This is a genomic window from Streptomyces sp. NPDC052701 (assembly GCF_040678355.1).
Lineage (GTDB): Bacteria > Actinomycetota > Actinomycetes > Streptomycetales > Streptomycetaceae > Streptomyces.
The window spans coordinates 144,199-164,728 of the sequence record NZ_JBFATO010000016.1 but is presented as its reverse complement, the minus strand read 5'-3'; the positions used below and the strand labels follow the sequence as shown (position 1 = coordinate 164,728).

21 protein-coding genes and 1 pseudogene are annotated in these 20,530 nt (G+C 73.7%); 13 read left to right on the top strand and 9 right to left on the bottom strand.

Annotated features, from left to right (window positions below):
* Positions 1-49: 49 nt before the first annotated feature.
* On the bottom strand, positions 50-757 hold the full coding sequence (locus AB0L29_RS20210) for a PH domain-containing protein (RefSeq protein ID WP_365828970.1): 708 nt from the start codon (positions 755-757) through the stop codon (positions 50-52).
* 258 nt (positions 758-1,015) lie between these two features.
* Here AB0L29_RS20210 and deoC point away from each other — a divergent pair, with 258 nt between their 5' ends.
* The 3 genes from deoC to AB0L29_RS20195 are packed head-to-tail and all read left to right on the top strand — an operon-like array spanning position 1,016 to position 4,297.
* Entirely contained in the window at positions 1,016-1,978 is a 963-nt protein-coding gene (deoC, locus tag AB0L29_RS20205) for a deoxyribose-phosphate aldolase (RefSeq protein ID WP_365828993.1), read from the top strand.
* A gap of 5 nt (positions 1,979-1,983) precedes the next feature.
* Entirely contained in the window at positions 1,984-3,420 is a 1,437-nt protein-coding gene (locus tag AB0L29_RS20200) for an aldehyde dehydrogenase family protein (RefSeq protein WP_365828968.1), read from the top strand.
* The gene (locus AB0L29_RS20195; protein WP_365828966.1) at positions 3,413-4,297 is read left to right on the top strand and encodes an aldehyde dehydrogenase family protein; all 885 of its coding nucleotides are present in this window, start codon (positions 3,413-3,415) and stop codon (positions 4,295-4,297) included. The genes AB0L29_RS20200 and AB0L29_RS20195 overlap by 8 nt, the downstream gene beginning before the upstream one ends.
* A 130-nt stretch (positions 4,298-4,427) precedes the next feature.
* Here AB0L29_RS20195 and AB0L29_RS20190 read toward each other — a convergent pair.
* Positions 4,428-4,814, bottom strand: a pseudogene (locus AB0L29_RS20190) (hypothetical protein); the annotation flags it as partial.
* A 59-nt stretch (positions 4,815-4,873) separates the two neighbouring features.
* Between AB0L29_RS20190 and AB0L29_RS20185 the strand changes: the two are divergent.
* Complete coding sequence (locus AB0L29_RS20185; protein WP_365828964.1) at positions 4,874-5,578, top strand: uridine kinase; 705 nt, start codon at positions 4,874-4,876, stop codon at positions 5,576-5,578.
* Positions 5,579-5,870: 292 nt separating this feature from the next.
* Here the strand turns inward: AB0L29_RS20185 and AB0L29_RS20180 are convergent, their stop codons facing one another.
* Positions 5,871-6,638: a SigE family RNA polymerase sigma factor gene (locus AB0L29_RS20180; RefSeq protein ID WP_365828962.1), complete on the bottom strand. Its 768-nt coding sequence runs from the start codon at positions 6,636-6,638 to the stop codon at positions 5,871-5,873.
* Between the two features lie 225 nt (positions 6,639-6,863).
* Between AB0L29_RS20180 and afsQ1 the strand changes: the two genes are divergently transcribed.
* The 5 genes from afsQ1 (at position 6,864) to AB0L29_RS20155 (ending at position 10,863) form a co-directional block, all read left to right on the top strand.
* Entirely contained in the window at positions 6,864-7,541 is a 678-nt protein-coding gene (gene afsQ1 / locus AB0L29_RS20175) for a two-component system response regulator AfsQ1 (RefSeq protein ID WP_189908514.1), read from the top strand.
* On the top strand, positions 7,538-9,139 hold the full coding sequence (locus AB0L29_RS20170; protein ID WP_365828959.1) for a HAMP domain-containing sensor histidine kinase: 1,602 nt from the start codon (positions 7,538-7,540) through the stop codon (positions 9,137-9,139). The genes afsQ1 and AB0L29_RS20170 overlap by 4 nt, the downstream gene beginning before the upstream one ends.
* A complete protein-coding gene (locus AB0L29_RS20165) occupies positions 9,139-9,885 on the top strand; it encodes a hypothetical protein (RefSeq protein ID WP_365828957.1) in 747 nt (248 codons plus the stop codon). Before AB0L29_RS20170 ends, AB0L29_RS20165 begins: the two co-directional genes overlap by 1 nt.
* Before the next feature lie 102 nt (positions 9,886-9,987).
* A complete protein-coding gene (locus AB0L29_RS20160) occupies positions 9,988-10,569 on the top strand; it encodes a VanZ family protein (protein ID WP_365828955.1) in 582 nt (193 codons plus the stop codon).
* 93 nt (positions 10,570-10,662) lie between these two features.
* A complete protein-coding gene (locus AB0L29_RS20155) occupies positions 10,663-10,863 on the top strand; it encodes a PspC domain-containing protein (RefSeq protein ID WP_365828953.1) in 201 nt (66 codons plus the stop codon).
* An 83-nt stretch (positions 10,864-10,946) separates the two neighbouring features.
* Here the strand turns inward: AB0L29_RS20155 and AB0L29_RS20150 are convergent, their stop codons facing one another.
* Together AB0L29_RS20150 and AB0L29_RS20145 are read right to left on the bottom strand one after the other, a co-directional pair.
* Complete coding sequence (locus AB0L29_RS20150) at positions 10,947-11,312, bottom strand: ATP-binding protein (RefSeq protein ID WP_365828951.1); 366 nt, start codon at positions 11,310-11,312, stop codon at positions 10,947-10,949.
* A gap of 128 nt (positions 11,313-11,440) precedes the next feature.
* Positions 11,441-12,598: an adenosine deaminase gene (locus AB0L29_RS20145; protein ID WP_365828949.1), complete on the bottom strand. Its 1,158-nt coding sequence runs from the start codon at positions 12,596-12,598 to the stop codon at positions 11,441-11,443.
* Between the two features lie 153 nt (positions 12,599-12,751).
* On the opposite strand from AB0L29_RS20145, the gene AB0L29_RS20140 reads away from it, so the two are divergent.
* Positions 12,752-13,513 (top strand): alpha/beta hydrolase, encoded by a 762-nt coding sequence (locus tag AB0L29_RS20140; RefSeq protein ID WP_365828947.1) that lies wholly within the window; start codon positions 12,752-12,754, stop codon positions 13,511-13,513.
* Between the two features lie 47 nt (positions 13,514-13,560).
* Here AB0L29_RS20140 and AB0L29_RS20135 read toward each other — a convergent pair whose 3' ends face one another.
* Positions 13,561-14,595 (bottom strand): LysR family transcriptional regulator, encoded by a 1,035-nt coding sequence (locus AB0L29_RS20135; RefSeq protein ID WP_365828945.1) that lies wholly within the window; start codon positions 14,593-14,595, stop codon positions 13,561-13,563.
* A 63-nt stretch (positions 14,596-14,658) separates the two neighbouring features.
* Here AB0L29_RS20135 and AB0L29_RS20130 point away from each other — a divergent pair, with 63 nt between their 5' ends.
* Both AB0L29_RS20130 and AB0L29_RS20125 read left to right on the top strand, forming a co-directional pair.
* Complete coding sequence (locus tag AB0L29_RS20130) at positions 14,659-15,927, top strand: MFS transporter (RefSeq protein WP_365828943.1); 1,269 nt, start codon at positions 14,659-14,661, stop codon at positions 15,925-15,927.
* 240 nt (positions 15,928-16,167) lie between these two features.
* On the top strand, positions 16,168-17,184 hold the full coding sequence (locus tag AB0L29_RS20125; RefSeq protein ID WP_365828941.1) for a sigma-70 family RNA polymerase sigma factor: 1,017 nt from the start codon (positions 16,168-16,170) through the stop codon (positions 17,182-17,184).
* On the opposite strand, the gene AB0L29_RS20120 is transcribed toward AB0L29_RS20125, so the two are convergent.
* Positions 17,068-17,412, bottom strand: coding sequence for an STAS domain-containing protein (locus tag AB0L29_RS20120; RefSeq protein ID WP_365828939.1), 345 nt, complete (start codon positions 17,410-17,412; stop codon positions 17,068-17,070). The two genes, AB0L29_RS20125 and AB0L29_RS20120, sit on opposite strands and share 117 nt — an antisense overlap.
* Positions 17,413-17,590: 178 nt before the next feature.
* On the opposite strand from AB0L29_RS20120, the gene AB0L29_RS20115 reads away from it, so the two are divergent.
* On the top strand, positions 17,591-18,511 hold the full coding sequence (locus tag AB0L29_RS20115; RefSeq protein ID WP_365828937.1) for an AEC family transporter: 921 nt from the start codon (positions 17,591-17,593) through the stop codon (positions 18,509-18,511).
* 5 nt (positions 18,512-18,516) lie between these two features.
* On the opposite strand, the gene AB0L29_RS20110 is transcribed toward AB0L29_RS20115, so the two are convergent.
* Both AB0L29_RS20110 and AB0L29_RS20105 read right to left on the bottom strand, forming a co-directional pair.
* A complete protein-coding gene (locus tag AB0L29_RS20110) occupies positions 18,517-19,110 on the bottom strand; it encodes a Uma2 family endonuclease (protein WP_365828991.1) in 594 nt (197 codons plus the stop codon).
* A gap of 95 nt (positions 19,111-19,205) precedes the next feature.
* Positions 19,206-20,489, bottom strand: a complete 1,284-nt coding sequence (locus AB0L29_RS20105) for a thymidine phosphorylase (RefSeq protein WP_365828935.1) — start codon at positions 20,487-20,489, stop codon at positions 19,206-19,208.
* Positions 20,490-20,530 lie beyond the last annotated feature (41 nt).

Sequence of the window (20,530 nt, the reverse complement as noted above, 5' to 3'; positions counted from 1 at the left end):
GGCCGGCCGTCCGCCGTCCCGGCCCGCGGGCCCTTCGCGGGCCGTCCCGTCACCCCACCGCCAGCAACACCGCCAGCAACACCGCTCCGGCGACCGCCGGTCCGACGATCTCGTACGCCCAGCGCACGGTCACCTCGCCCTGGGCCGTCTCCGCCCCCTGCCGCCGGGCATGCAGTTCCCGCAGCTCGTCCATGATCCGGTCGGTCTCCGCCCGCACCGGCCCCTCCGGCACGGCACCACCGCCCGGCCCGAAGCCCCCGAAGCCTCCGAACCCCCCGAAGCCACCGGTCCGCCGGCCCCGGCCACCGGCGGCCCGGGCCTGCTCCGCCGCTGCCCGCATCTCCAGCCGCGCCGCCCTCTTGCGGGCGCGCAGCGAGACGGGAACGGCCCACAGCTGGTACTTGGCGCCGGAGGCGGCGACGACCTCGTTGGAGTAGCCGGACCGCAGGGAGCCGACCCGCCCCCAGGGCAGGACGATCAGACGGAAGGGGTTGCGGACGCGCAGCCGGTCGTCGTTGGCGTAGACGGCGGGGCGCAGGGTGAACGCGAACACCAGGGGGACGGCGAGGAGCAGCACGGCCAGCGCCAGCCACGGGGTGCGGCCCCGCCCCGACACCACCGCGTCGATGCCGAGCCAGCCCACGATGGCGAGCAGCAGCACGCCCCCGGCCAGGCCCGCGCCCGAGCGGTAGATCCGGTCCCGGGACTCGGGCCCCGAGGGCTGCGGCGCTGGTGACTGGTGCTCCGGGGTCGTCATGGCCCCGATTCTGCCCGACGGCCCCGGACCGCTCGCACGCGGCGCCGCCCGGCCCGCCCGCGCTGCCGCCCCGCTTCCCTCCCCCTCCCCGTCCTCCCCCTCCCCCTCCCCCTCCTTCTCTTCTCCGTGTTCGCCCCGTCCGTCCCTGTCTGTCCCCGCCCGCCCCCGCCCGTCTCCGCTCATCCGCGCCGGAGCCTCTCGAACGAGCATCGGGGGCTGTACACCCGCTACGCGCGTAGATATGCTCGTCTGGTGACCATGCCCAGTACTGCATCCCCCGCAGCTCACGCACTCACGGACGTCACCGCGTCCGACAGCACGCTGCGCCGCTTCCTCCACGGGCTGCCCGGCGTCGACGCGGTCGGCCTGGAGGCGCGTGCCGCCTCCCTCGGCACCCGTTCGATCAAGACGACCGCGAAGGCGTACGCCATCGACCTCGCCATCTCGATGGTCGACCTGACGACGCTGGAAGGCGCGGACACTCCGGGCAAGGTCCGGGCGCTCGGCGCGAAGGCGGTCCGCCCCGACCCGACCGACCGCACCACCCCCGCCACGGCCGCGGTCTGCGTCTACCCCGACATGGTGGCCGTCGCCAAGGAGGCCGTCGCCGGCTCCGGCGTGAAGGTCGCCTCGGTGGCCACCGCCTTCCCCGCGGGCCGCGCCCCGCTCGCCGTGAAGCTGGCCGACGTCCGGGAGGCCGTGGCCGCGGGCGCCGACGAGATCGACATGGTCATCGATCGCGGGGCGTTCCTCGCGGGCCGGTACATGAAGGTGTACGACGAGATCGTCGCCGTGAAGGAGGCCTGCGGGACCAGCGCCCGCCTGAAGGTCATCTTCGAGACGGGCGAGCTGTCGACGTACGACAACATCCGCCGCGCGAGCTGGCTCGGCATGCTGGCCGGGGCGGACTTCATCAAGACCTCGACCGGCAAGGTCGCCGTCAACGCGACCCCCGCGAACACCCTGCTCATGCTGGAGGCCGTGCGCGACTTCCGGGCGCAGACCGGCGTCCAGGTCGGTGTGAAGCCGGCCGGCGGCATCCGCACCAGCAAGGACGCCGTCAAGTTCCTGGTCCTGGTCAACGAGACCGTCGGCGAGGACTGGCTGGACAGCCACTGGTTCCGCTTCGGCGCCTCCTCCCTCCTGAACGACCTGCTGATGCAGCGCCAGAAGCTGGCCACCGGCCGCTACTCCGGCCCCGACTACGTGACGGTGGACTGATCACCATGGCTTCCGCATTCGAGTACGCACCGGCCCCCGAGTCCCGCTCGGTGGTCGACATCGCCCCGTCCTACGGCCTCTTCGTGGACGGCGAGTTCACCGAGGCCGCCGACGGCAGGGTCTTCAAGACCGTCTCGCCGAGCACCGAGGAGGTGCTGTCCGAGGTCGCCCGGGCCGGCGAGGCCGACGTCGACCGCGCGGTGCGGGCCGCCCGCAAGGCGTTCGAGAAGTGGTCGGCGCTGCCCGGCTCCGAACGGGCGAAGTACCTGTTCCGCATCGCCCGGATCATCCAGGAGCGCTCCCGCGAGCTCGCGGTCCTGGAGACCCTGGACAACGGCAAGCCCATCAAGGAGACCCGCGACGCCGACCTCCCGCTGGTCGCCGCGCACTTCTTCTACTACGCGGGCTGGGCCGACAAGCTGGAGCACGCCGGCTTCGGCCCGCAGCCCAGGCCGCTGGGCGTGGCCGGGCAGGTCATCCCCTGGAACTTCCCGCTGCTGATGCTGGCGTGGAAGATCGCCCCGGCGCTGGCGACCGGCAACACGGTCGTCCTCAAGCCCGCCGAGACGACCCCCCTGTCCGCGCTGTTCTTCGCGGACATCTGCCGCCAGGCGGGCCTGCCCAGGGGCGTCGTCAACATCCTCCCCGGCTACGGCGACACGGGCGCCGCGCTGGTCGCCCACCCGGACGTGAACAAGGTGGCCTTCACCGGCTCCACGGCCGTCGGCAAGGAGATCGCCCGCACGGTGGCGGGGACCCGCAAGAAGCTCACCCTGGAACTGGGCGGCAAGGGCGCCAACATCGTCTTCGACGACGCCCCGATCGACCAGGCCGTCGAGGGCATCGTCAGCGGCATCTTCTTCAACCAGGGCCAGGTCTGCTGCGCGGGCTCGCGGCTGCTGGTCCAGGAGTCGATCCACGACGAGCTGCTGGACTCCCTCAAGCGCAGGCTCGCCACCCTCCGCCTGGGCGACCCGCTCGACAAGAACACGGACATCGGCGCGATCAACTCCGCCGAGCAGCTGGCCCGCATCACCGCGCTCGCCGACCAGGGCGAGGCCGAGGGCGCCGAGCGCTGGTCGCCGGCCTGCGAACTGCCCACCTCCGGCTACTGGTTCGCACCGACGCTCTTCACCGGCGTCACCCAGGCGCACACCATCGCCCGCGACGAGATCTTCGGCCCGGTGCTGTCGGTGCTGACCTTCCGCACGCCCGACGAGGCCGTCGCCAAGGCCAACAACACGCCGTACGGCCTGTCGGCGGGCGTCTGGACGGAGAAGGGCTCCCGGATCCTGGCCGTGGCGAACAAGCTCCGCGCGGGCGTCGTCTGGTCCAACACGTTCAACAAGTTCGACCCGACGTCGCCGTTCGGCGGCTACAAGGAGTCGGGCTTCGGCCGCGAGGGCGGCCGTCACGGCCTGGAGGCTTACCTCGATGTCTGACCGACTTTCCGTGCTGAAGACCTACAAGCTGTACGTCGGCGGGAAGTTCCCGCGTTCCGAGAGCGGCCGGGTGTACGAGGTGACGGACTCCAAGGGCAAGTGGTGGGCGAACGCGCCGCTCTCCTCCCGCAAGGACGCCCGTGACGCGGTCGTCGCCGCCCGCAAGGCGTTCGGCGCCTGGTCGGGCGCGACGGCGTACAACCGCGGCCAGGTCCTCTACCGCGTGGCGGAGATGCTGGAGGGGCGCAAGAGCCAGTTCGTCCACGAGGTCGCCGACGCCGAGGGCCTGTCGAAGTCCAAGGCCGCCGAGCAGGTCGAGGCGACCATCGACCGCTGGGTCTGGTACGCGGGCTGGACCGACAAGATCGCCCAGGTGGTGGGCGGCAGCAATCCGGTGGCGGGCCCGTACTTCAACCTCTCCGCCCCCGAGCCGATGGGCGTGGTCGCGGTCGTCGCGCCGCAGGAGTCCTCGTTCCTGGGCCTGGTCTCGGTGGTCGCCCCGGTGATCGCGACCGGCAACACGGCGGTCGTGGTGGCGAGCGAGCACGCCCCGCTCCCGGCGCTGTCCCTGGGCGAGGTCCTGGCCACCTCCGACCTCCCCGGCGGCGTGGTCAACGTCCTGTCGGGCCGTACGGCGGAGATCGCCACGCCCCTCGCCGCCCACCAGGACGTCAACGCGATCGACCTCGCGGGCGCCGACGAGGCGCTGGCGAAGGAGCTGGAGATCGCGGCGGCCGACAACCTCAAGCGGGTCCTGCGTCCACGGCCCGTGGACTACTTCGCGCCTCCCGGCATCGACCGCATGACGGCGTTCCTGGAGACGAAGACGGTCTGGCACCCGACCGGGTCGCTGGGCGCGTCGGGCTCCTCGTACTAGTCCGGCCGGTCCGGCTCCCCCGCCAGGGGTGCGGGAGCCCTCGGCCCGATAAGCCCCGGCCCTCCTCCGTCCGGGAGGGCCGGGGCTTTCGCGTCCCGCTGCGCGGGCGGGCCTGACGGGCGAGCGGACCGGTGACCCGGCCTGCCACCGGCACGGCCCCGACCGACGGCGCCTGGGCGACCGGTCCGGTCGACTCCTGCGTGGTCACGGGCCGGAAGCCGGCGGCCCGGGTGCCGACGCCGTTGTCGAGCGGGTCCACGCCGGTGCCGGCGGGCGGGTTGGGCTCGAGGTCCGCGACCGGACCGGTGACGTGGCCGACCGTGCCGGCCGGCCCCCGGGGTCCGGCCTGCGGGTCGGTCCCGCCGGGCGGGGCGGACCGCGCGTGCGCCACGCCGGCGGCCGGCCCGGTGCCCGCGCAGGCCGTCCCCGCGCCGGCTCCCAGCGCCGCTCCCGCGGCCGCCAGGGCGATCAGGGCGCGCCGGGCGGTGGACCGGTGGGAGGACGCGTGCCGGACCATGGCTGCCGCCGCCTTCCGAAGCGGGGAGTGATCGGGACGGTGCGGAGCGTAGTAGAGGTGTGACGCGTGCTTCAAAGCCCGCCCGCGGGGTCGTACGGCGGCCGTTCGATGCCTCACACTGGTGTCCCGTGAGTTCCCATCCGCCCGTACCGACGCGAGTCGTGCTGCTCTGCGGCCCCTCCGGCTCCGGCAAGTCCCTCCTCGCGGCCCGCTCCGGCCTCCCGGTGCTGCGGCTCGACGACTTCTACAAGGAGGGCGACGACCCGACGCTTCCGCTGGTGGCGGGGAGCTCCGACATCGACTGGGACCACCCGGACTCCTGGGACGCGGACACGGCCGTCGCCGCGATCACCCGGTTGTGCCACACGGGCCGTACCACTGTTCCCGTCTACGACCTCGCGCTCAGCGCCCGCACCGGCGAGGAGACCGTCGACATCGGGCGGACCCCGCTGTTCATCGCGGAGGGCGTCTTCGCCGCGGAGATCATCGGTCGCTGCCGCGACCTGGGCGTCCTGGCCGACGCGCTGTGCCTGAGCCGCGGGCCGGTCACGACCTTCCGCCGGCGCTTCGTACGGGACCTGAGGGAGGGCCGCAAGTCGGTGCCGTTCCTGGTGCGCCGGGGCTGGCGGCTGATGCGGCTGGAGCGCTCGATCATCGCCCGCCAGACGGCGCTCGGCGCGTACGCCTGCGACCGGGACGAGGCGCTGGGCCGCCTGGCGACCGCGGCGGCCGGCCCGTGCGCGACGGCCGGCACGGCGGCCTGATCCGGGGCCCGCACCCGCAACGCGAGCCGGAAGCCCGGAACACGAAAGCCGGAAGACGGGAACACGAAAGCGGGGCTGGACGGACCCCCCGGCCCTCCAGCCCCGCTCCCCCGTGCTTCCCCCGCGATCCCCCGTGTCGCTCCCCGGTTTCCCGGGGTCCCCCGTGTTCCCCCGTTGCTCCCCCGTTGGGTTTCCCCCGTGTTCCCCCGGACCCGGATTCCGGGTCCCTGAGATGAAGACCCCGGTGTCCCTCCCCTGATACACCCGGATCCTGTTTTTCTCCCCCCGACCTTCAGGCGACCAACTCGCCGAAGGCGTCCACCTCGTCACGGCCCAGGCTGAGGACCTCGTCCTCGCGCAGCCGGCGCAGCGACCGCCAGATGCTGGACTTGACCGTGCCGACACTGATGCCGAGGATCTCCGCGATCTCCGGGTCCGTGCGGCCCTCGTAGTAGCGCAGGACCAGCATGGTGCGCTGGAGTTCGGGCAGCCGGGCCAGGGCCTGCCACAGGACCGCGCGCAGCTCGGTGCCGCGCATCGCGTCCGTGTCGCCGACCGTCTCCGGCAGTTCCTCGGTCGGGTACTCGTTGAGCTTGCGGCGCCGCCAGGCGCTGATGTGCAGGTTGGTCATGGTGCGGCGCAGGTATCCGCCGACCGCCGCCTTGTCGCTGATCCGGTCCCACGCCCGGTACGTCGAGAACAGCGCGCTCTGCAGCAGGTCCTCGGCTTCGAAGCGGTCGCCGGTGAGGTGGTAGGCGGTGGCGTACAGGGAGGCGCGGCGCTCCTGGACGTAGGCGGTGAACTCCGCCTCGGACAGGGAACGGCGCTCCCCCGGGGCCTCCCCGTACGCGGTTCCCCCGTGGCTTTCCCTGCTCTCCTCCGCGGGTGCGTCGACCACCGTCATGTAGGCGGTGTGCTGGCGCCCGCTGCCGCGAGCGCACCCCCGCCCTCCCCCGAGCAGGGAGGCGCCCCCGCCGGCACCGGACTTCTCGCCGCCCCGGTGCACGTCGTGCAGACGCGTGATCACTGCGCTGGTGCTGGTGCCGTGCAGCGTGTTCATCTCGCGCCCCCCGTCGTGGACTTCCGGTCATTCGGTCGTGCTGTCCTGCCCGTGCCGAAAAGCTTGCCGGGGCGACTTCATGGCCGTGTCCGCCGACTGTCACAGACCTGTCACAGGGGCCGGCCGCGGCGCGTCCACGGGCCGTTCACCGGCGTCGGCGGTACCGGCGGCCCCCATCTCGGCCCACGGGTCGAACCGCGCGCCTCCATGGGCCAGAATGAGCCCGTGCCTTCCCTGTTGCTGATCGAGGACGACGACGCCATCCGGACGGCCCTGGAGCTCTCTCTGACGCGCCAGGGTCACCGCGTGGCGACCGCTGCCAGTGGTGAGGACGGTCTGAAGCTGCTGCGCGAGCAGCGACCGGATCTGATCGTGCTGGACGTGATGCTGCCCGGCATCGACGGGTTCGAGGTGTGCCGGCGCATCCGGCGCACCGACCAGCTGCCGATCATCCTGCTGACCGCGCGCAACGACGACATCGACGTCGTCGTCGGTCTGGAGTCCGGTGCCGACGACTACGTCGTCAAACCGGTGCAGGGCCGGGTGCTGGACGCCCGGATCCGGGCGGTGCTGCGGCGCGGCGAGCGGGAGTCCAGCGACTCGGCGACCTTCGGCAGCCTGGTGATCGACCGGGCGGCGATGACGGTCACCAAGAACGGCGAGGACCTCCAGCTCACGCCGACCGAGCTGCGGCTGCTGCTGGAGCTGAGCCGGCGGCCGGGGCAGGCGCTGTCGCGCCAGCAGCTGCTGCGGCTGGTGTGGGAGCACGACTACCTCGGCGACTCGCGCCTGGTGGACGCCTGCGTCCAGCGGCTGCGCGCCAAGGTCGAGGACGTGCCGTCGTCCCCGACGCTGATCCGTACCGTGCGCGGTGTCGGCTACCGGCTGGATCCGCCTCAGTGACACGGCACCACCCGGGGGGGACCCGCGGCTGGGCCGCGGCGCGCAAGAAGGTTCTGTCGGGGCTGCGCTTCACCAGCCTGCGCCTGCGGCTGGTCGTCGTCTTCGGTCTGGTGGCCCTGACGGCCGCCGTCTCCGCGTCCGCGATCGCCTACTGGCTGAACCGCGAGGCGGTGCTCACCCGCACCCAGGACGCCGTGCTGCGCGACTTCGAGCAGGAGATGCAGAACCGGGCGGGCGCGCTGCCGGAGCGTCCCACGCAGGACGAGCTGCAGCACACCGCGGGCCAGATGGCGGGCAGCGGCCAGCGCTTCACCGTGCTGCTGGTCGCCGAGGACGCCGGGGGCAGGACCGTGTACGGCAGTTCCGGCGGCCTGAACGGCTTCTCGCTGCGCGACGTGCCGCGGTCGCTGCGCAAGGCGGTGGACAAGCGGCAGAAGGTCACCTCGTCCAACGAGCACGCCTACCACCTGTACTGGCAGCGGATCGTCGAGGACGACACCCCCTACCTGGTGGCCGGGACGAGGGTGATCGGCGGCGGCCCCACCGGCTACATGCTCAAGTCGCTGGAGCCGGAGGCCAAGGACCTCAACTCGCTGGCCTGGTCGCTGGGCATCGCCACCGGGCTCGCGCTGATCGGCTCGGCGCTGCTCGCCCAGGCCGCCGCGACGACCGTGCTGAAGCCGGTGCACCGGCTCGGCGTCGCCGCACGGCGGCTCGGCGAGGGCCGGCTGGACACCCGTCTGCGGGTGTCCGGGACCGACGAACTGGCCGATCTGTCCCGGACCTTCAACAAGGCCGCCGAGGCGCTGGAGAAGCGGGTGGCGGACATGGCCGCGCGGGACGAGGCGTCCCGCCGCTTCGTGGCGGACATGAGCCATGAGCTGCGGACGCCGCTGACCGCCATCACCGCCGTGACCGAGGTGCTGGAGGAGGAGCTGGACTCCGAGAGCGGCGGCATCGACCCGATGATCGAGCCCGCGGTACGGCTCGTCGTCAGCGAGACGCGGCGGCTGAACGACCTGGTCGAGAACCTGATGGAGGTCACCCGCTTCGACGCGGGCACCGCCCGGCTCGTCCTGGACGACGTCGACATCGCCGACCAGATCACCGCCTGCATCGACGCCCGGGCCTGGCTGGACGCGGTCGAGCTGGACGCCGAGCGGGGCATCCACGCCCGTATCGACCCGCGTCGCCTGGACGTCGTGCTGGCCAACCTCATCGGCAACGCGCTCAAGCACGGCGGCTCCCCGGTGCGGGTGTCCGTGCGCGAGGAGGACAGCGAGCTCGTCATCCAGGTGCGCGACCACGGGCCCGGCATCCCCGAGGACGTCCTGCCGCACGTCTTCGACCGGTTCTACAAGGCCAGCGCCTCCCGGCCGCGTTCCGAGGGCAGCGGCCTCGGCCTGTCCATCGCCCTGGAGAACGCCCACATCCACGGCGGCGGGATCACCGCCGCCAACTGCCCGGAGGGCGGCGCGGTCTTCACGCTGCGGCTGCCGCGGGACGTCTCCGCGCTGACGGAGCAGGCGGAGGGCGCCGGGAAGGACCGGGCCGGCGACGACAGGACCAAGGACGAGGGCGCGAAGGGGGACGCCTGATGAACGTACGACGCCGGCCGGCCGCGTCCCTGGGGGACGGCGGCGGCGCCCCGCAGGAGCGGACGGCGGTCGCACGGCGGCCGGCGGCCGTCTCCCCCGGGGGCGCGGGCGGCGGGCGCCGGCGTCGGGAGCGGGCGGGGGCCGGACGGCGGCTGGCGGCCGTCCCCGTGCTCGCCGCCGTCGCCCTGCTCGCCGGGTGCGGGATCCGCGCCACGGAGGTGCCGACGGACTTCGGGCCGGCGCCCTCGCGGGTGCGGTGTTCGCTCGCCGGGCCGAGCGTGCCGGCCCGGACGGCGGGCGGTCTGCCGGTGCAGGTGTTCCTGCTGTGCGGCTCGTCGCTGGTGACCGTCGACCGGAACGTGCGGGTCCCGGACGGCACCGCCGACTCCGAGCGGCGCCTGCTGGTGGCGCAGGGGCTGCTGGACGAGCTCGCCGCGCAGCCGTCGGCCGCCGAGAAGGAGGCCGGGTACGGCACGGACGTGCGCGGCGGCCTGCGGGTGGGCGGGCCGCGCCCCGGGGACCCGGAGGACGCGCTGCGGCTGAGCACCGCGCCCGGCGGCCTCACCTCGTACGCGCTCGCCCAGATCGTCTGCACGTTCTCCGACTCGGCGGCCGCCGAGGGCGACGGTTCCGTGATCCTCGGCGGGCCCGGCGACGAGCCGCCGCGCCGCTACGAGTGCACGGACGAGGTGCGGGCCCGGCCCGGCAGCAAGGAGCCGCCGTCGGCGGAGGCCGTCGGCGGCTGACGGTTCCGTCGGGCCGCGGCCGAGGCGCTGTGGCGCAGGCCTCACACCGGTCCCGGGCGGCGTTCCGGAACCGATCGCGCCGAAGGCCGCGTCTAGGGGGGCGTGCAGCGTCAAGGCTCCATCGGCGGCAGCGCCGCGATCCGCATCCGCGTGGCAGGAGGTGTCCTCCTCGTCGCCCACCTCGTGTGCGTCGCCTGGCTGACGCTGCGGCCGCTGGACGTGCCCTGGGTGATGCCCGCCAATCTGCGGCCGTTCGCCGGCATCCGGGCCGACCTCGCGCTGGGCTGGCCGGAGGCGGCCCGCCGGATCGGCGAGGGGCTCGCCCTGCTGGCCCCGCTGGGTGTCCTGCTGCCGATGGCGGGCGGGCGGCTGGCCGTCTCCCGGCTCGGCTCGCTGGCCCGTACCGTCGCCGCGGGCACCCTGCTGTCACTGGGCATCGAGCTGCTGCAGACCGGCGTGCCGGGCCAGGTCGTGGACGTCGACTCGCTGCTGCTCAACTCCGTGGGCGTGGCCCTCGCGCACCTCGCCGTCGTCCCCGCGGGCCGTTCCCGGCTGCGCCGCCGAAGCGAGCGCCGGGGCCGGGCGACCGTCCTCCAGGAGGAGCCGGCTCAGGGTCGGACCCCGACGATTCCCAGGGTCGGGATCGCCCCGTGGAGTGACGCTTTGCCCCCTTCGTCCCCGTAGCGTGGAGTGCAGACGGGGCAGCCACCGAGGGAGGCCCCGCACCGGCCGCGGCGCCCCGGAGGCGAACGGGCCGAAGACACGAAGGAGCCGCACATGTCCCGTCTCGCCCGCCCCACCGACGGCCGCATGATCGGCGGAGTGTGTGCCGCGCTGGCACGGCGCTTCGGCACCTCCGCCACGACGATGCGGGTGGTCTTCCTGCTCTCGTGCCTGCTGCCGGGCCCGCAGTTCCTGCTCTACATCGCGCTGTGGATCTTCCTGCCGTCCGAGGACAAGGCACGCACGGCCTGGTGAGCGCCGTCGCCCGGGTACGCCGGTGGGGCGCACCCCGTGTCCGGGGTGCGCCCCATCGGCAGGTGTGCCCGCCTGCGCGCGGGTCAGCCGAGCGGGATCCCGTTCACCGGCGTGCCCTGCGTGGGCAGCCCCTGCACCGGCAGGCCGCCGAGCAGACCGGCGACCGGCCGGGCCGGGCCCTGGGACAGCTGCTGCCCGACCACCTGCCGGGCAACCGGGGCCGCGGTCCCGAGACCCGAGCCGGCCACGCTCCGCCCCTGCTCCAGCGCCTGCCCCCCGCCGGGCAGCGCCTGGGGGACGGTCTCCGCGGGGAGCGTCCTGGTCACGGTGTCCAGCGTCCGGCCGGCGTCCGGAAGGGACGGTGCCGCGTTCGCGGCGCCGGTGCCGGCGGCGGCGAAGGCGGCACCGAGGGCGGCGACACCGAGGGTCCTGGCAGCAGACTGCTTCATGAAATGCGTCCTCGAGACGGGGTGACGGGTTGTCAGCGGTGCCGCGACCGTAAACACGCCGGTGCGGGCGCCGCAAACATGGAAATGCGGACGGATGGTGAACGCCGTCCGCGCCCCGCGCCCCCGCGTCAGCCCTCCGCTCCCGTGGAACCGCTGGCGGGAGCGGCCTGCTGGAACAGCCATTCGGACTTCAGCTCGGCGTATCCGGGTTTGATCACGTCATTGATCATGGCCAGCCGTTCATCGAAAGGAATGAACGCCGACTTCATCGCATTGACGGAGAACCACTGCATGTCGTCGAGCGTGTAACCGAACGCGTCGACGAGGTGCTCGAACTCCCGGCTCATGCTGGTGTGGGACATGAGCCGGTTGTCCGTGTTCACCGTGGCGCGGAAGTGCAGCCGGCGCAGCAGCCCGATGGGGTGCTCGGCGTACGAGGAGGCCGCCCCGGTCTGCAGGTTGGAGCTGGGGCACAGCTCCAGCGGGATGCGCTTGTCCCGGACGTAGCCGGCGAGCCGCCCGAGCTCGACCGTGCCGTCCTCGTGGACCTGGATGTCGTCGATGATGCGCACCCCGTGCCCGAGCCGGTCGGCGCCGCACCACTGCAGGGCCTGCCAGATGGAGGGCAGGCCGAAGGCCTCGCCGGCGTGGATGGTGAAGTGGTTGTTCTCGCGCTTGAGGTACTCGAAGGCGTCCAGGTGCCGGGTGGGCGGGTAGCCGGCCTCGGCGCCCGCGATGTCGAAGCCGACGACGCCCAGGTCGCGGTAGCGGTTGGCGAGTTCGGCGATCTCCAGGGCGCGGGCCGCGTGCCGCATGGCGGTGAGCAGGGCGCCCACGCGGATGCGGTGGCCGTTCGCCCGCGCGCGCCGCTCCCCCTCCCGGAAGCCCTCGTCGACGGCCTCGACGACCTCCTCGAGACTCAGTCCGCCGTCAAGGTGCTGCTCGGGGGCGTACCGCACCTCGGCGTAGACGACGCCGTCCGCGGCGAGGTCCTCGGCGCACTCGGCGGCGACCCGCACGAGGGCCTCGCGGGTCTGCATCACGCCGACGGTGTGGGTGAAGGTCTCCAGGTACCGCTCCAGGGAGCCGGAGTCGGCCGCCTCGCGGAACCACACGGCGAGCCGCTCGGGGTCGGTCTCGGGAAGCTGGGTGTAGCCCGTCTCCCGGGCGAGTTCGACGACGGTGCCGGGGCGCAGCCCGCCGTCGAGGTGGTCGTGCAGCAGAACCTTCGGCGCCCGGCGGATCTGGTCCTGCGTCGGGGTCTTCGCATGGATCTGGCTCGTCATTTCCGCACTCTAACTCCTACGCGCGTAGAGTGCGCTTCCCGCGCGCCTCCCGCGCGCCTCGCGTACCCCTTCGCGTCCGCACGTCCGCGTCGATACGCAACGGTGACCGCAAGGACGGGTCGCGTACACCCGCGCTTCTGACACTGTTCTGCCATGGCACAGCAAGCGACGCCGGTGCGCAGGGCCCGGCTGGGGAAGACGCTCGGTCCCGAGCCGACGGCGGTCGGCGGGGCGGTACTGCTGCTCCCCGGCGGCGACGAGGTCTCCAGCCGCAGACCGTCCGCGCTGTGGGCGGCCGCGTCCGTCCGCGCGCTGGGACGCCGGCTCGCCCGCGCGGGGCGGGACGAGGGCATCGCCGTCCACGTGGTGCACTACCGCTACCGCGGCTGGAACGGCGGCGAGGCCCATCCGGCGGGTGACGCCTCCTGGGCCGCCGACGAGGTCGTGCGGCGCTACGGCGACGTCCCCGTCTGCCTCGCCGGCCTCGGCATGGGCGGCCGGGCCGCACTGCGCGCGGGCGGCCACGAGGCCGTCAACTCCGTGCTGGCGCTGGCTCCCTGGCTGCCGGGGGACGACGTGGCCGCCGAACCCGAACCGGTGCGCCAGCTCGCCGGGCGGCGGGTGCTGATCGTGCACGGCACGCACGACGGGCGGACCGATCCGGAGCTGTCGTTCCGGCTCGCGGCGCGGGCGAAGAAGGCGAACCGGGAGGTGTGCCGGTTCGAAGTGCACGCCGACGGGCACGGGTTGCACCAGTACCGCGGCGAAGTCCTCGCGCTGGCCGAGGACTTCGTCATGGGGGCGCTGTTCGGGCGGGCCTTCTCGCGGCCGGTGCGGGACGCCTTCGCCGCGCCGCCCCCGCTGGGGCTGCGGATGCCGCTTGCGGCGGGGTTCGGGACTTCCTGGCGGCGGTAGCGCCGGGCCTTCGCCGCCGGGTCCCCGCCGCCCGCCCGCTTCCGTCCTCAGGCCGGGAGCAGGTTGCCGCGCCGCGACAGCAGGAACTTCTTGAAGGCGGCCACCGGCGGGGTGTCCGGGCGGCCCGCCGCCCACGCCACACCGATCTCGCGGACCGCCCGGGGGGCCGTGACCGTCAGTTCGGCCACTCCCGGGCGCGGCACGGCGGGCGGTGGCAGGAGGGCGACCCCGAGGCCGGCCGCGACCAGGCCCCGCAGGGTCTCGGCCTCCTCGCCCTCGAAGGCGACGCGGGGCCGGAAGCCGGCCTCCTTGCAGAGGTCGTCGGTGATGCGGCGCAGCCCGTAACCGGGTTCCAGGGTGACGAAGGTCTCGTCGGCGGCCTCGGCCAGGCGGATGCGCCGACGGGTGGCCAGACGGTGGTCGGCGGGGACGACGAGGCGCAGTTTCTGCTCGTCCAGGCGGCGGGCGACCAGGTCCGGGGCGTCCGGCACCGGGGAGGTCAGGCACAGGTCCAGCTCGCCGGCCCGCAGCCGTTCGATCATCGCCTCGCCGTAGTTCTGGACGAGGCTGAAGCGGATCCGGGGGTGGTCGGCGCGGAACGCCTGGAGCAGGCCGGGGACGGTCTCGGCGCCCATGGTGTGCAGGAACCCGAAGGCGACCTTGCCGGTGGCCGGGTCGGCGTCGGCGCGCACCTCGTCGGCGGCGCGCCCGATCTCGGCGAGGGCGCGTTCGACGGAGGTCAGGAACGCGCGGCCGGCGGGGGTGAGGGACACCGTGCGGCCGTGGCGGGCGAACAGGTCGACGCCCAGGTCCTGTTCGAGGCGGGCCATGGCGCGGGAGAGGGTCGACTGGGGGACGCCCATCTCCTGCGCGGCGCGCGTGACGTGCTCGGTGCGGGCGACGCCGGCGAAGTACGCCAGGCGGGGGGCGAGCAGTCGCGCCAGGTCCGCCGCGTCCGCCGCGCCGGCCGGGTGCGTCGCGCCTGCCCCGCGTGCCGCGCCTGCCCCGCGTGCCGTGCCCGTTGTGTCTCGTGTGTCACCGGACGGTGACAGGCGGGTCCGTGAGCTCGGTTGATGCACCATGGGAACGATTATGGCGATTCCGTGCATTGGACGGATGATCCGGTCCGTACGTAGCGTCGAAGCATGTCTCCCGCCAGTACCGGGGCGTCCACCGCCGTGGGCGCCGACGTCCCCGTCCCCGTTCCCGACTCACGCATGTCCCCGGGCTGCCCCGGCTACCGCCGGATGAGCCTGGCCCTCTTCCTCGCGGGGGTCGCGACCTTCGCGCTGCTCTACTCCACGCAGGCGCTCCTGCCGTCGGTCTCCGGCGAGTTCGCGGTGACGGCGAGCGACGCGAGCTGGACGGTGGCGGCCGCGACGGGCGGCCTGGCGGTGTCCGTCCTGCCGATGAGCGCGCTGTCGGAGCGCTTCGGACGCCGTGCGGTCATGACGGCGTCGCTGGCCGTCGCGGTGGCCCTCGGGCTGCTCGTCCCCTTCGCCCCGTCGCTGGACGTCCTGGTCGTGCTGCGGGCGCTGCAGGGCGCGGCCCTGGCCGGACTGCCGGCCTCGGCGACCGCGTACCTCGCGGAGGAGGTCACCCCCAAGGCGCTGACCACCGCGATCGGCCTGTTCGTCGCGGGCAACAGCGTCGGCGGGATGAGCGGCCGGATCGTCACCGGCTGGGTCGCCCAGGAGTGGGGCTGGCGGGTCGCCGTCGGTGTGGTCGGGGTGGTCGCGGTGGCCTGCGCGGTGGCCTTCCGGCTGCTGCTGCCGGCGCCGGCGCACTTCCGGGCGGGGTCGCTGCGGCCCCGGGTGCTGGCGGGGACGGTGCGCGACCACCTCCGCGACCCGCTGCTGCGCCGCCTGTACGCGATCGGCGCGCTGTTCATGACGGTGTTCGGCGGCGTGTACACCGTCATCGGCTACCGCCTGGCCGAGGCGCCGTTCTCCCTGCCCCAGGGCGTCGTCGGCTCGGTCTTCCTCGTCTACCTCGTGGGCACGGTGTCGGCGTCGACGGCGGGCCGGCTGGTCGGCCGGCTGGGCCGGCGGGGCGCGCTGTACGCGGCGGGCGGCACCACGGCGGCGGGCCTGCTGCTGTCCCTGGCGGATGCGATCGCGCCGGTCCTGCTGGGTCTGGTGCTCGTCACGGCGGGCTTCTTCGCGGGCCACGCGGTGGCGTCGTCGGCGGTGGGCAGGACGGCGACGCGCGGCCGGGCGCAGGCGTCGGCGCTGTACCAGTCCGCGTACTACATCGGCTCCAGCGCGGGCAGCACGGCGGGCGCGGTGGCCTTCCACGCGGCCGGCTGGGCCGGGACGGTGGGGGTCGGGCTGCTGGCCGTGGCCGGGGTGGTGGCGATCACGCTCCTCGGCACCCGGGCGGCCCGGGCGCAACGGCGTCCGGCGGCGGTCTGAGCCCACGGCGCGCTCCCCGGCCGGGGCCGGACGTCTCCGGCCGGGGCCGGACGGCGGGCGCCGCCGCGCGGTGGCGGACGACGGCCGGCCCCGGCCGCCGGCGTCCGCCCACGACCGTGAGACAACCGGTCCGGCCTGCGCCTTCTCCTCCTCCGGGGGCCGTTGTCAGTGGCCTGCGGTAGCTTCCGAAGTGCTGGGCGCGAAGGTGCGCGACAGGAACGCCACAGGGGTGGGTGGACCATGACGAACGGCACGGCGACTACGACGGACCTGGACGCCAGGCTGGAGGCGCACCGGGTCGAACTGACCGGGTACTGCTACCGGATGCTCGGCTCCTCCTTCGAGGCCGAGGACGCGGTGCAGGACACGATGGTCCGCGCCTGGCGCAGCCACGACAAGTTCGAGGGACGCTCCAGTCTCCGCTCCTGGCTCTACCGCATCGCGACCAACGTCTGCCTGGACATGCTGAACGCGGGCAACAAGCGCGCCCGACCCATGGACCTGACCGAGTCCACCCCGCTCGCCCGGGCCGCCCTGTCCCCCCGCCCGGACCACACCTGGCTGGAGCCGATGCCCGACGCGCGCGTGCTGCCCACGACGCAGGACCCCGCGGAGGCGGCGGTCGCCAAGGAGTCCGTGCGGCTCGCCTTCATGGCCGCCCTGCAGAAGCTCCCGCCCAAGCAGCGGGCGGTGCTGATCCTGCGCGAGGTGCTCGCGTGGCGGGCGAGCGAGGTCGCCGAACTGCTCGGCACCTCGGTCGCCTCGGTCAACAGCGCCCTCCAGCGGGCCCGGGCGACCCTGGCCGAGCGGCAGGAGCCGGGCGCCGGGGCGGCCGTCTCCGACCCGCTGGACGAGGAGCAGCAGAAGCTTCTGGAGCGGTACGTCGCGGCCTTCGAGGGCTACGACATGGCGGCGCTGACCGCCCTGCTGCACGAGGACGCCGTCATGACGATGCCGCCGTTCGACCTGTGGCTGACCGGCGCCGACGACATCACGGGCTTCATGACGACGCTGGGCGCGCCCTGCGCGGGTTCCCGTCTGGTGCCGGTCCGGGTCAACGGGCTGCCGGGCTTCGCCCAGTACAAGCCGGACCCGGAGGCGGGCGGCTTCGTCCCGTGGGCGGTGCAGGTGCTGGAGATATCAGGCGGCCGGATCACCGGATTCCACTGCTTCCTCGACACCGGGCGCTGGTTCCCGCTGTTCGGGCTGCCCCTCCGTCTCGAAGCGGAGGCCGACCAGGTCGAGCAGGGCGCCTAGGGCCGGGTCCGGGTCGCGCAGCCGGATCCGGCCCCCGGCCCTGCGGGCGGCCAGCTGCAGCCGCGCCAGCAGGTCGACGGCGCCGAGCCCGGGCGGCCCCAGCCCCGCGACATCGCAGACCACGACCCCGGCACCGCCGGCGCGCAGCAGTTCCTGCACCCGTTCGCTCAGCCCTCCCACCTCGTCCCGGGTGACGGGGCCGGGCAGCACGAGTACGGGCGGTGTCATGGCGTCCACGAACGGTAGACCGCGCGGGTGCCGGCAACTCATCGCGTCCGGCCGGGCGCCCGGCGACGCGAGGATCACATTGACCCGGACACGACCCTCCCCGGAGGGTTGCCCGCATGCCCCACGTACCTCCCCCGCCCGCGGTGCCCGCTGCCCTCCTTCCCGGTGAGGAGCCGCCGTGCAGGGAGTGCTGAGCGGCTTCGCGGTCATCGCCGTGGTCATCGGGGTCGGATACGCGATCGGCCGCGGCGGCCACCTCGGGGACGAGGGGCGCGAGGTCCTGACCAGGCTCGCCTTCCACGTGGCCTCGCCGGCGCTGCTCTTCACCACGCTCGCGCGCGCCGACCTGGCGGTGGTCTTCTCCAGCCGGCTGCTGGTGACGGCGCTGAGCACGGCAGCGGCGGCGGGGGTCTTCGTGGCGGTCGGCGCCGTACGCCGCTGGGGGGTGGGCCGTACGACGATCGGTGCCCTGTGCTCCGGCTACGTCAACTCCGGCAACCTGGGCATCCCGATCGCCGTGTACGTGCTGGGCGACGCGTCGCTGGTGGCGCCGGTGCTGCTGTTCCAGCTCGTCGGGGTCACACCGGTCGCGCTCACGGTCCTCGATCTCGCGAGCGGCGGGGAGCAGCGTCCGCTGTGGCAGCGGCTGCTGACCCCGTTGCGCAACCCGGTGGCGGCGGGGTCGCTGGCGGGGGTGGCCGTGTCGGCGGCGGGTATCGGCCTCCCGGGGCCGCTGATGGATCCGCTCACCCTGATCGGCAACATGTCGGTGCCCGCCGTCCTGCTGGCCTTCGGCATCTCCCTGCGCGGCAGCGCCCTCCCGCTGCGCGGCGGCGAACGGGCCCCGGTGCTGCTGGCCGTGGCGCTCAAGTCGTTCGCCCAGCCCGTGGTCGCCTGGGCGCTGGCGGCGGGCGTCTTCGGGCTGCGGGGCGCGGCCCTGCTGGACGTGGTGGTGACGTCGTCCCTGCCGGCGGCCCAGAACCTGTTCACGTACGCGAGCCGCTACCGGGTCGGAGAGGTGCTGGCCCGGGAGGCGATCCTGCTGTCGACGGTGGTGTCGGTACCGGTGCTGGTGGTGGTGGCGGCGCTGTTGGGCTGATTTCTTCAGCCGACCGGGAACAGGCTGGTGTCGAGGGTGCAGTCGAAGGGCTCGGGCAAGGTGACGGGGTCGCCGAATTTTCCGGCCTGCAGGACGCGGTAGACCTCGCTCTTCGGCTCACCGTAGAGCGTGACCGTGGGGCCGCCCGGAGCCCAGCTGTCGACGAGGAGGTAAAGGGGGACTCCGGCCTGGGCGTAGCCTGCGGTCTTCTTGAGCCGGTCGTTGATCGCGTCGGGCTTGGAAGTGATCTCGACGATGAGTTCCGCGGCGGCCGCCGGGACGTAGTTCCCTTCCTCGCCACGCAGGGCCTGCCTCGGCGCGACTGCGATGTCAGGGATGTAGAGCCCGTCGCGGGACGGGACCGCCATGCCCAGGGTCTGGTAGATGCCCCAGTGTCCGGGGATGACCGCGTAAAGGCTTCGCTGCACCAGGTCAGCGATGTCGTTGTGGTCGTTGGACGGCGGTGGTGCCACGGTGACGATCCCCTCGATGATCTCCACCCTGCAGCCCTCGGGTGCGTCCGTCTCCTTCCAGATCCGGACGAGGCCGTCCCACTCGTGGCCACTGGCCGTCATGTGGTCGACGGTGAGTGCGCCCATGGCGGTCTCCAATCGGTACGTCACCGGTCCCAGCATGCCGAACGGGATCGGCGGCGGTCCACCGATCCCGTTCATCCGAATGGGGAAACCCCTGGTCAGGCGATACGTTCCAGCACCACCGGCGACGGGGTGAAGGCCGTGCCCGGGGCCGCGATGTCGTACGAGCCCTCGATCGCCTCCAGGGCGTAGTCGAAGCGCTCGGGGGTGTCCGTGTGGAGGGTCAGCAGGGGCTGGCCCTCGGTCACCGTGTCGCCCGGCTTGGCGTGCATCTCCACGCCCGCCGCCGCCTGCACCGGGTCCTCCTTGCGGGCCCGGCCCGCGCCCAGGCGCCAGGCGGCGACGCCGATGTCGTAGGCGTCCAGGCGGGTCAGGACGCCGGAGGCGCCCGCCTTGACGACGTGCTGCTCCTTCGACGTGGGCAGCGCGGCGTCCGGGTCGCCGCCCTGCGCGGCGATCATGCGGCGCCAGACGTCCATCGCGGAGCCGTCGGCCAGGGCCTTGGCCGGGTCGGCGTCCTTCACGCCCGCCGCGTCGAGCATCTCGCGGGCGAGGGCTATCGTCAGCTCCACCACGTCGGCCGGGCCGCCGCCCGCCAGGACCTCGACCGACTCGCGGACCTCCAGCGCGTTGCCGGCCGTCAGGCCCAGCGGGGTCGACATGTCGGTGAGGAGCGCGACCGTCCGCACGCCGTGGTCCGTGCCCAGGCCCACCATCGTGGAGGCCAGCTCCCGGGCGTCCTCGATCGTCTTCATGAAGGCGCCGCTGCCCACCTTCACGTCCAGGACCAGGGAGCCGGTGCCCTCGGCGATCTTCTTGGACATGATCGAGGAGGCGATGAGCGGGATCGCCTCGACCGTGCCGGTGACGTCCCGCAGGGCGTACAGCTTCTTGTCCGCCGGGGCCAGGCCGTCGCCCGCCGCGCAGATCACCGCGCCCGTGGTGTCCAGGACGCGCAGCATCTCCTCGTTGGAGAGCAGGGCGCGCCAGCCGGGGATCGACTCCAGCTTGTCCAGGGTGCCGCCGGTGTGGCCGAGGCCGCGGCCGGACAGCTGCGGGACGGCCGCGCCGCAGGCGGCGACCAGGGGGGCGAGCGGCAGGGTGATCTTGTCGCCCACGCCGCCCGTGGAGTGCTTGTCCGCCGTGGGGCGCGACAGCGACGAGAAGTCCATGCGCTCGCCGGAGGCGATCATCGCCGCCGTCCAGCGGGCGATCTCGCGCCGGTTCATGCCGTTGAGCAGGATGGCCATCGCGAGGGCCGACATCTGCTCGTCGGCCACCTCCCCGCGGGTGTACGCGTCGATGACCCAGTCGATCTGCTCGTCGCTGAGCTCGCCGCGGTCCCGCTTGGTGCGGATGACGGAGATGGCGTCCATGGCCATGGGTTTCCTTCCGGGAGTGCGAAGGGTGCGGCCCCTCCGGG

Coding starts and splice junctions, on each gene's coding strand:
- AB0L29_RS20210 (WP_365828970.1), bottom strand. CDS start 757: ATGACGACCCCGGAGCACCAGTCACCAGCGCCGCAGCCCTCGGGGCCC.
- deoC (WP_365828993.1), top strand. CDS start 1,016: ATGCCCAGTACTGCATCCCCCGCAGCTCACGCACTCACGGACGTCACC.
- AB0L29_RS20200 (WP_365828968.1), top strand. CDS start 1,984: ATGGCTTCCGCATTCGAGTACGCACCGGCCCCCGAGTCCCGCTCGGTG.
- AB0L29_RS20195 (WP_365828966.1), top strand. CDS start 3,413: ATGTCTGACCGACTTTCCGTGCTGAAGACCTACAAGCTGTACGTCGGC.
- AB0L29_RS20180 (WP_365828962.1), bottom strand. CDS start 6,638: ATGAACACGCTGCACGGCACCAGCACCAGCGCAGTGATCACGCGTCTG.
- AB0L29_RS20165 (WP_365828957.1), top strand. CDS start 9,139: ATGAACGTACGACGCCGGCCGGCCGCGTCCCTGGGGGACGGCGGCGGC.
- AB0L29_RS20155 (WP_365828953.1), top strand. CDS start 10,663: ATGTCCCGTCTCGCCCGCCCCACCGACGGCCGCATGATCGGCGGAGTG.
- AB0L29_RS20150 (WP_365828951.1), bottom strand. CDS start 11,312: ATGAAGCAGTCTGCTGCCAGGACCCTCGGTGTCGCCGCCCTCGGTGCC.
- AB0L29_RS20145 (WP_365828949.1), bottom strand. CDS start 12,598: ATGACGAGCCAGATCCATGCGAAGACCCCGACGCAGGACCAGATCCGC.
- AB0L29_RS20140 (WP_365828947.1), top strand. CDS start 12,752: ATGGCACAGCAAGCGACGCCGGTGCGCAGGGCCCGGCTGGGGAAGACG.
- AB0L29_RS20135 (WP_365828945.1), bottom strand. CDS start 14,595: ATGGTGCATCAACCGAGCTCACGGACCCGCCTGTCACCGTCCGGTGAC.
- AB0L29_RS20130 (WP_365828943.1), top strand. CDS start 14,659: ATGTCTCCCGCCAGTACCGGGGCGTCCACCGCCGTGGGCGCCGACGTC.
- AB0L29_RS20125 (WP_365828941.1), top strand. CDS start 16,168: ATGACGAACGGCACGGCGACTACGACGGACCTGGACGCCAGGCTGGAG.
- AB0L29_RS20120 (WP_365828939.1), bottom strand. CDS start 17,412: ATGACACCGCCCGTACTCGTGCTGCCCGGCCCCGTCACCCGGGACGAG.
- AB0L29_RS20110 (WP_365828991.1), bottom strand. CDS start 19,110: ATGGGCGCACTCACCGTCGACCACATGACGGCCAGTGGCCACGAGTGG.
- AB0L29_RS20105 (WP_365828935.1), bottom strand. CDS start 20,489: ATGGCCATGGACGCCATCTCCGTCATCCGCACCAAGCGGGACCGCGGC.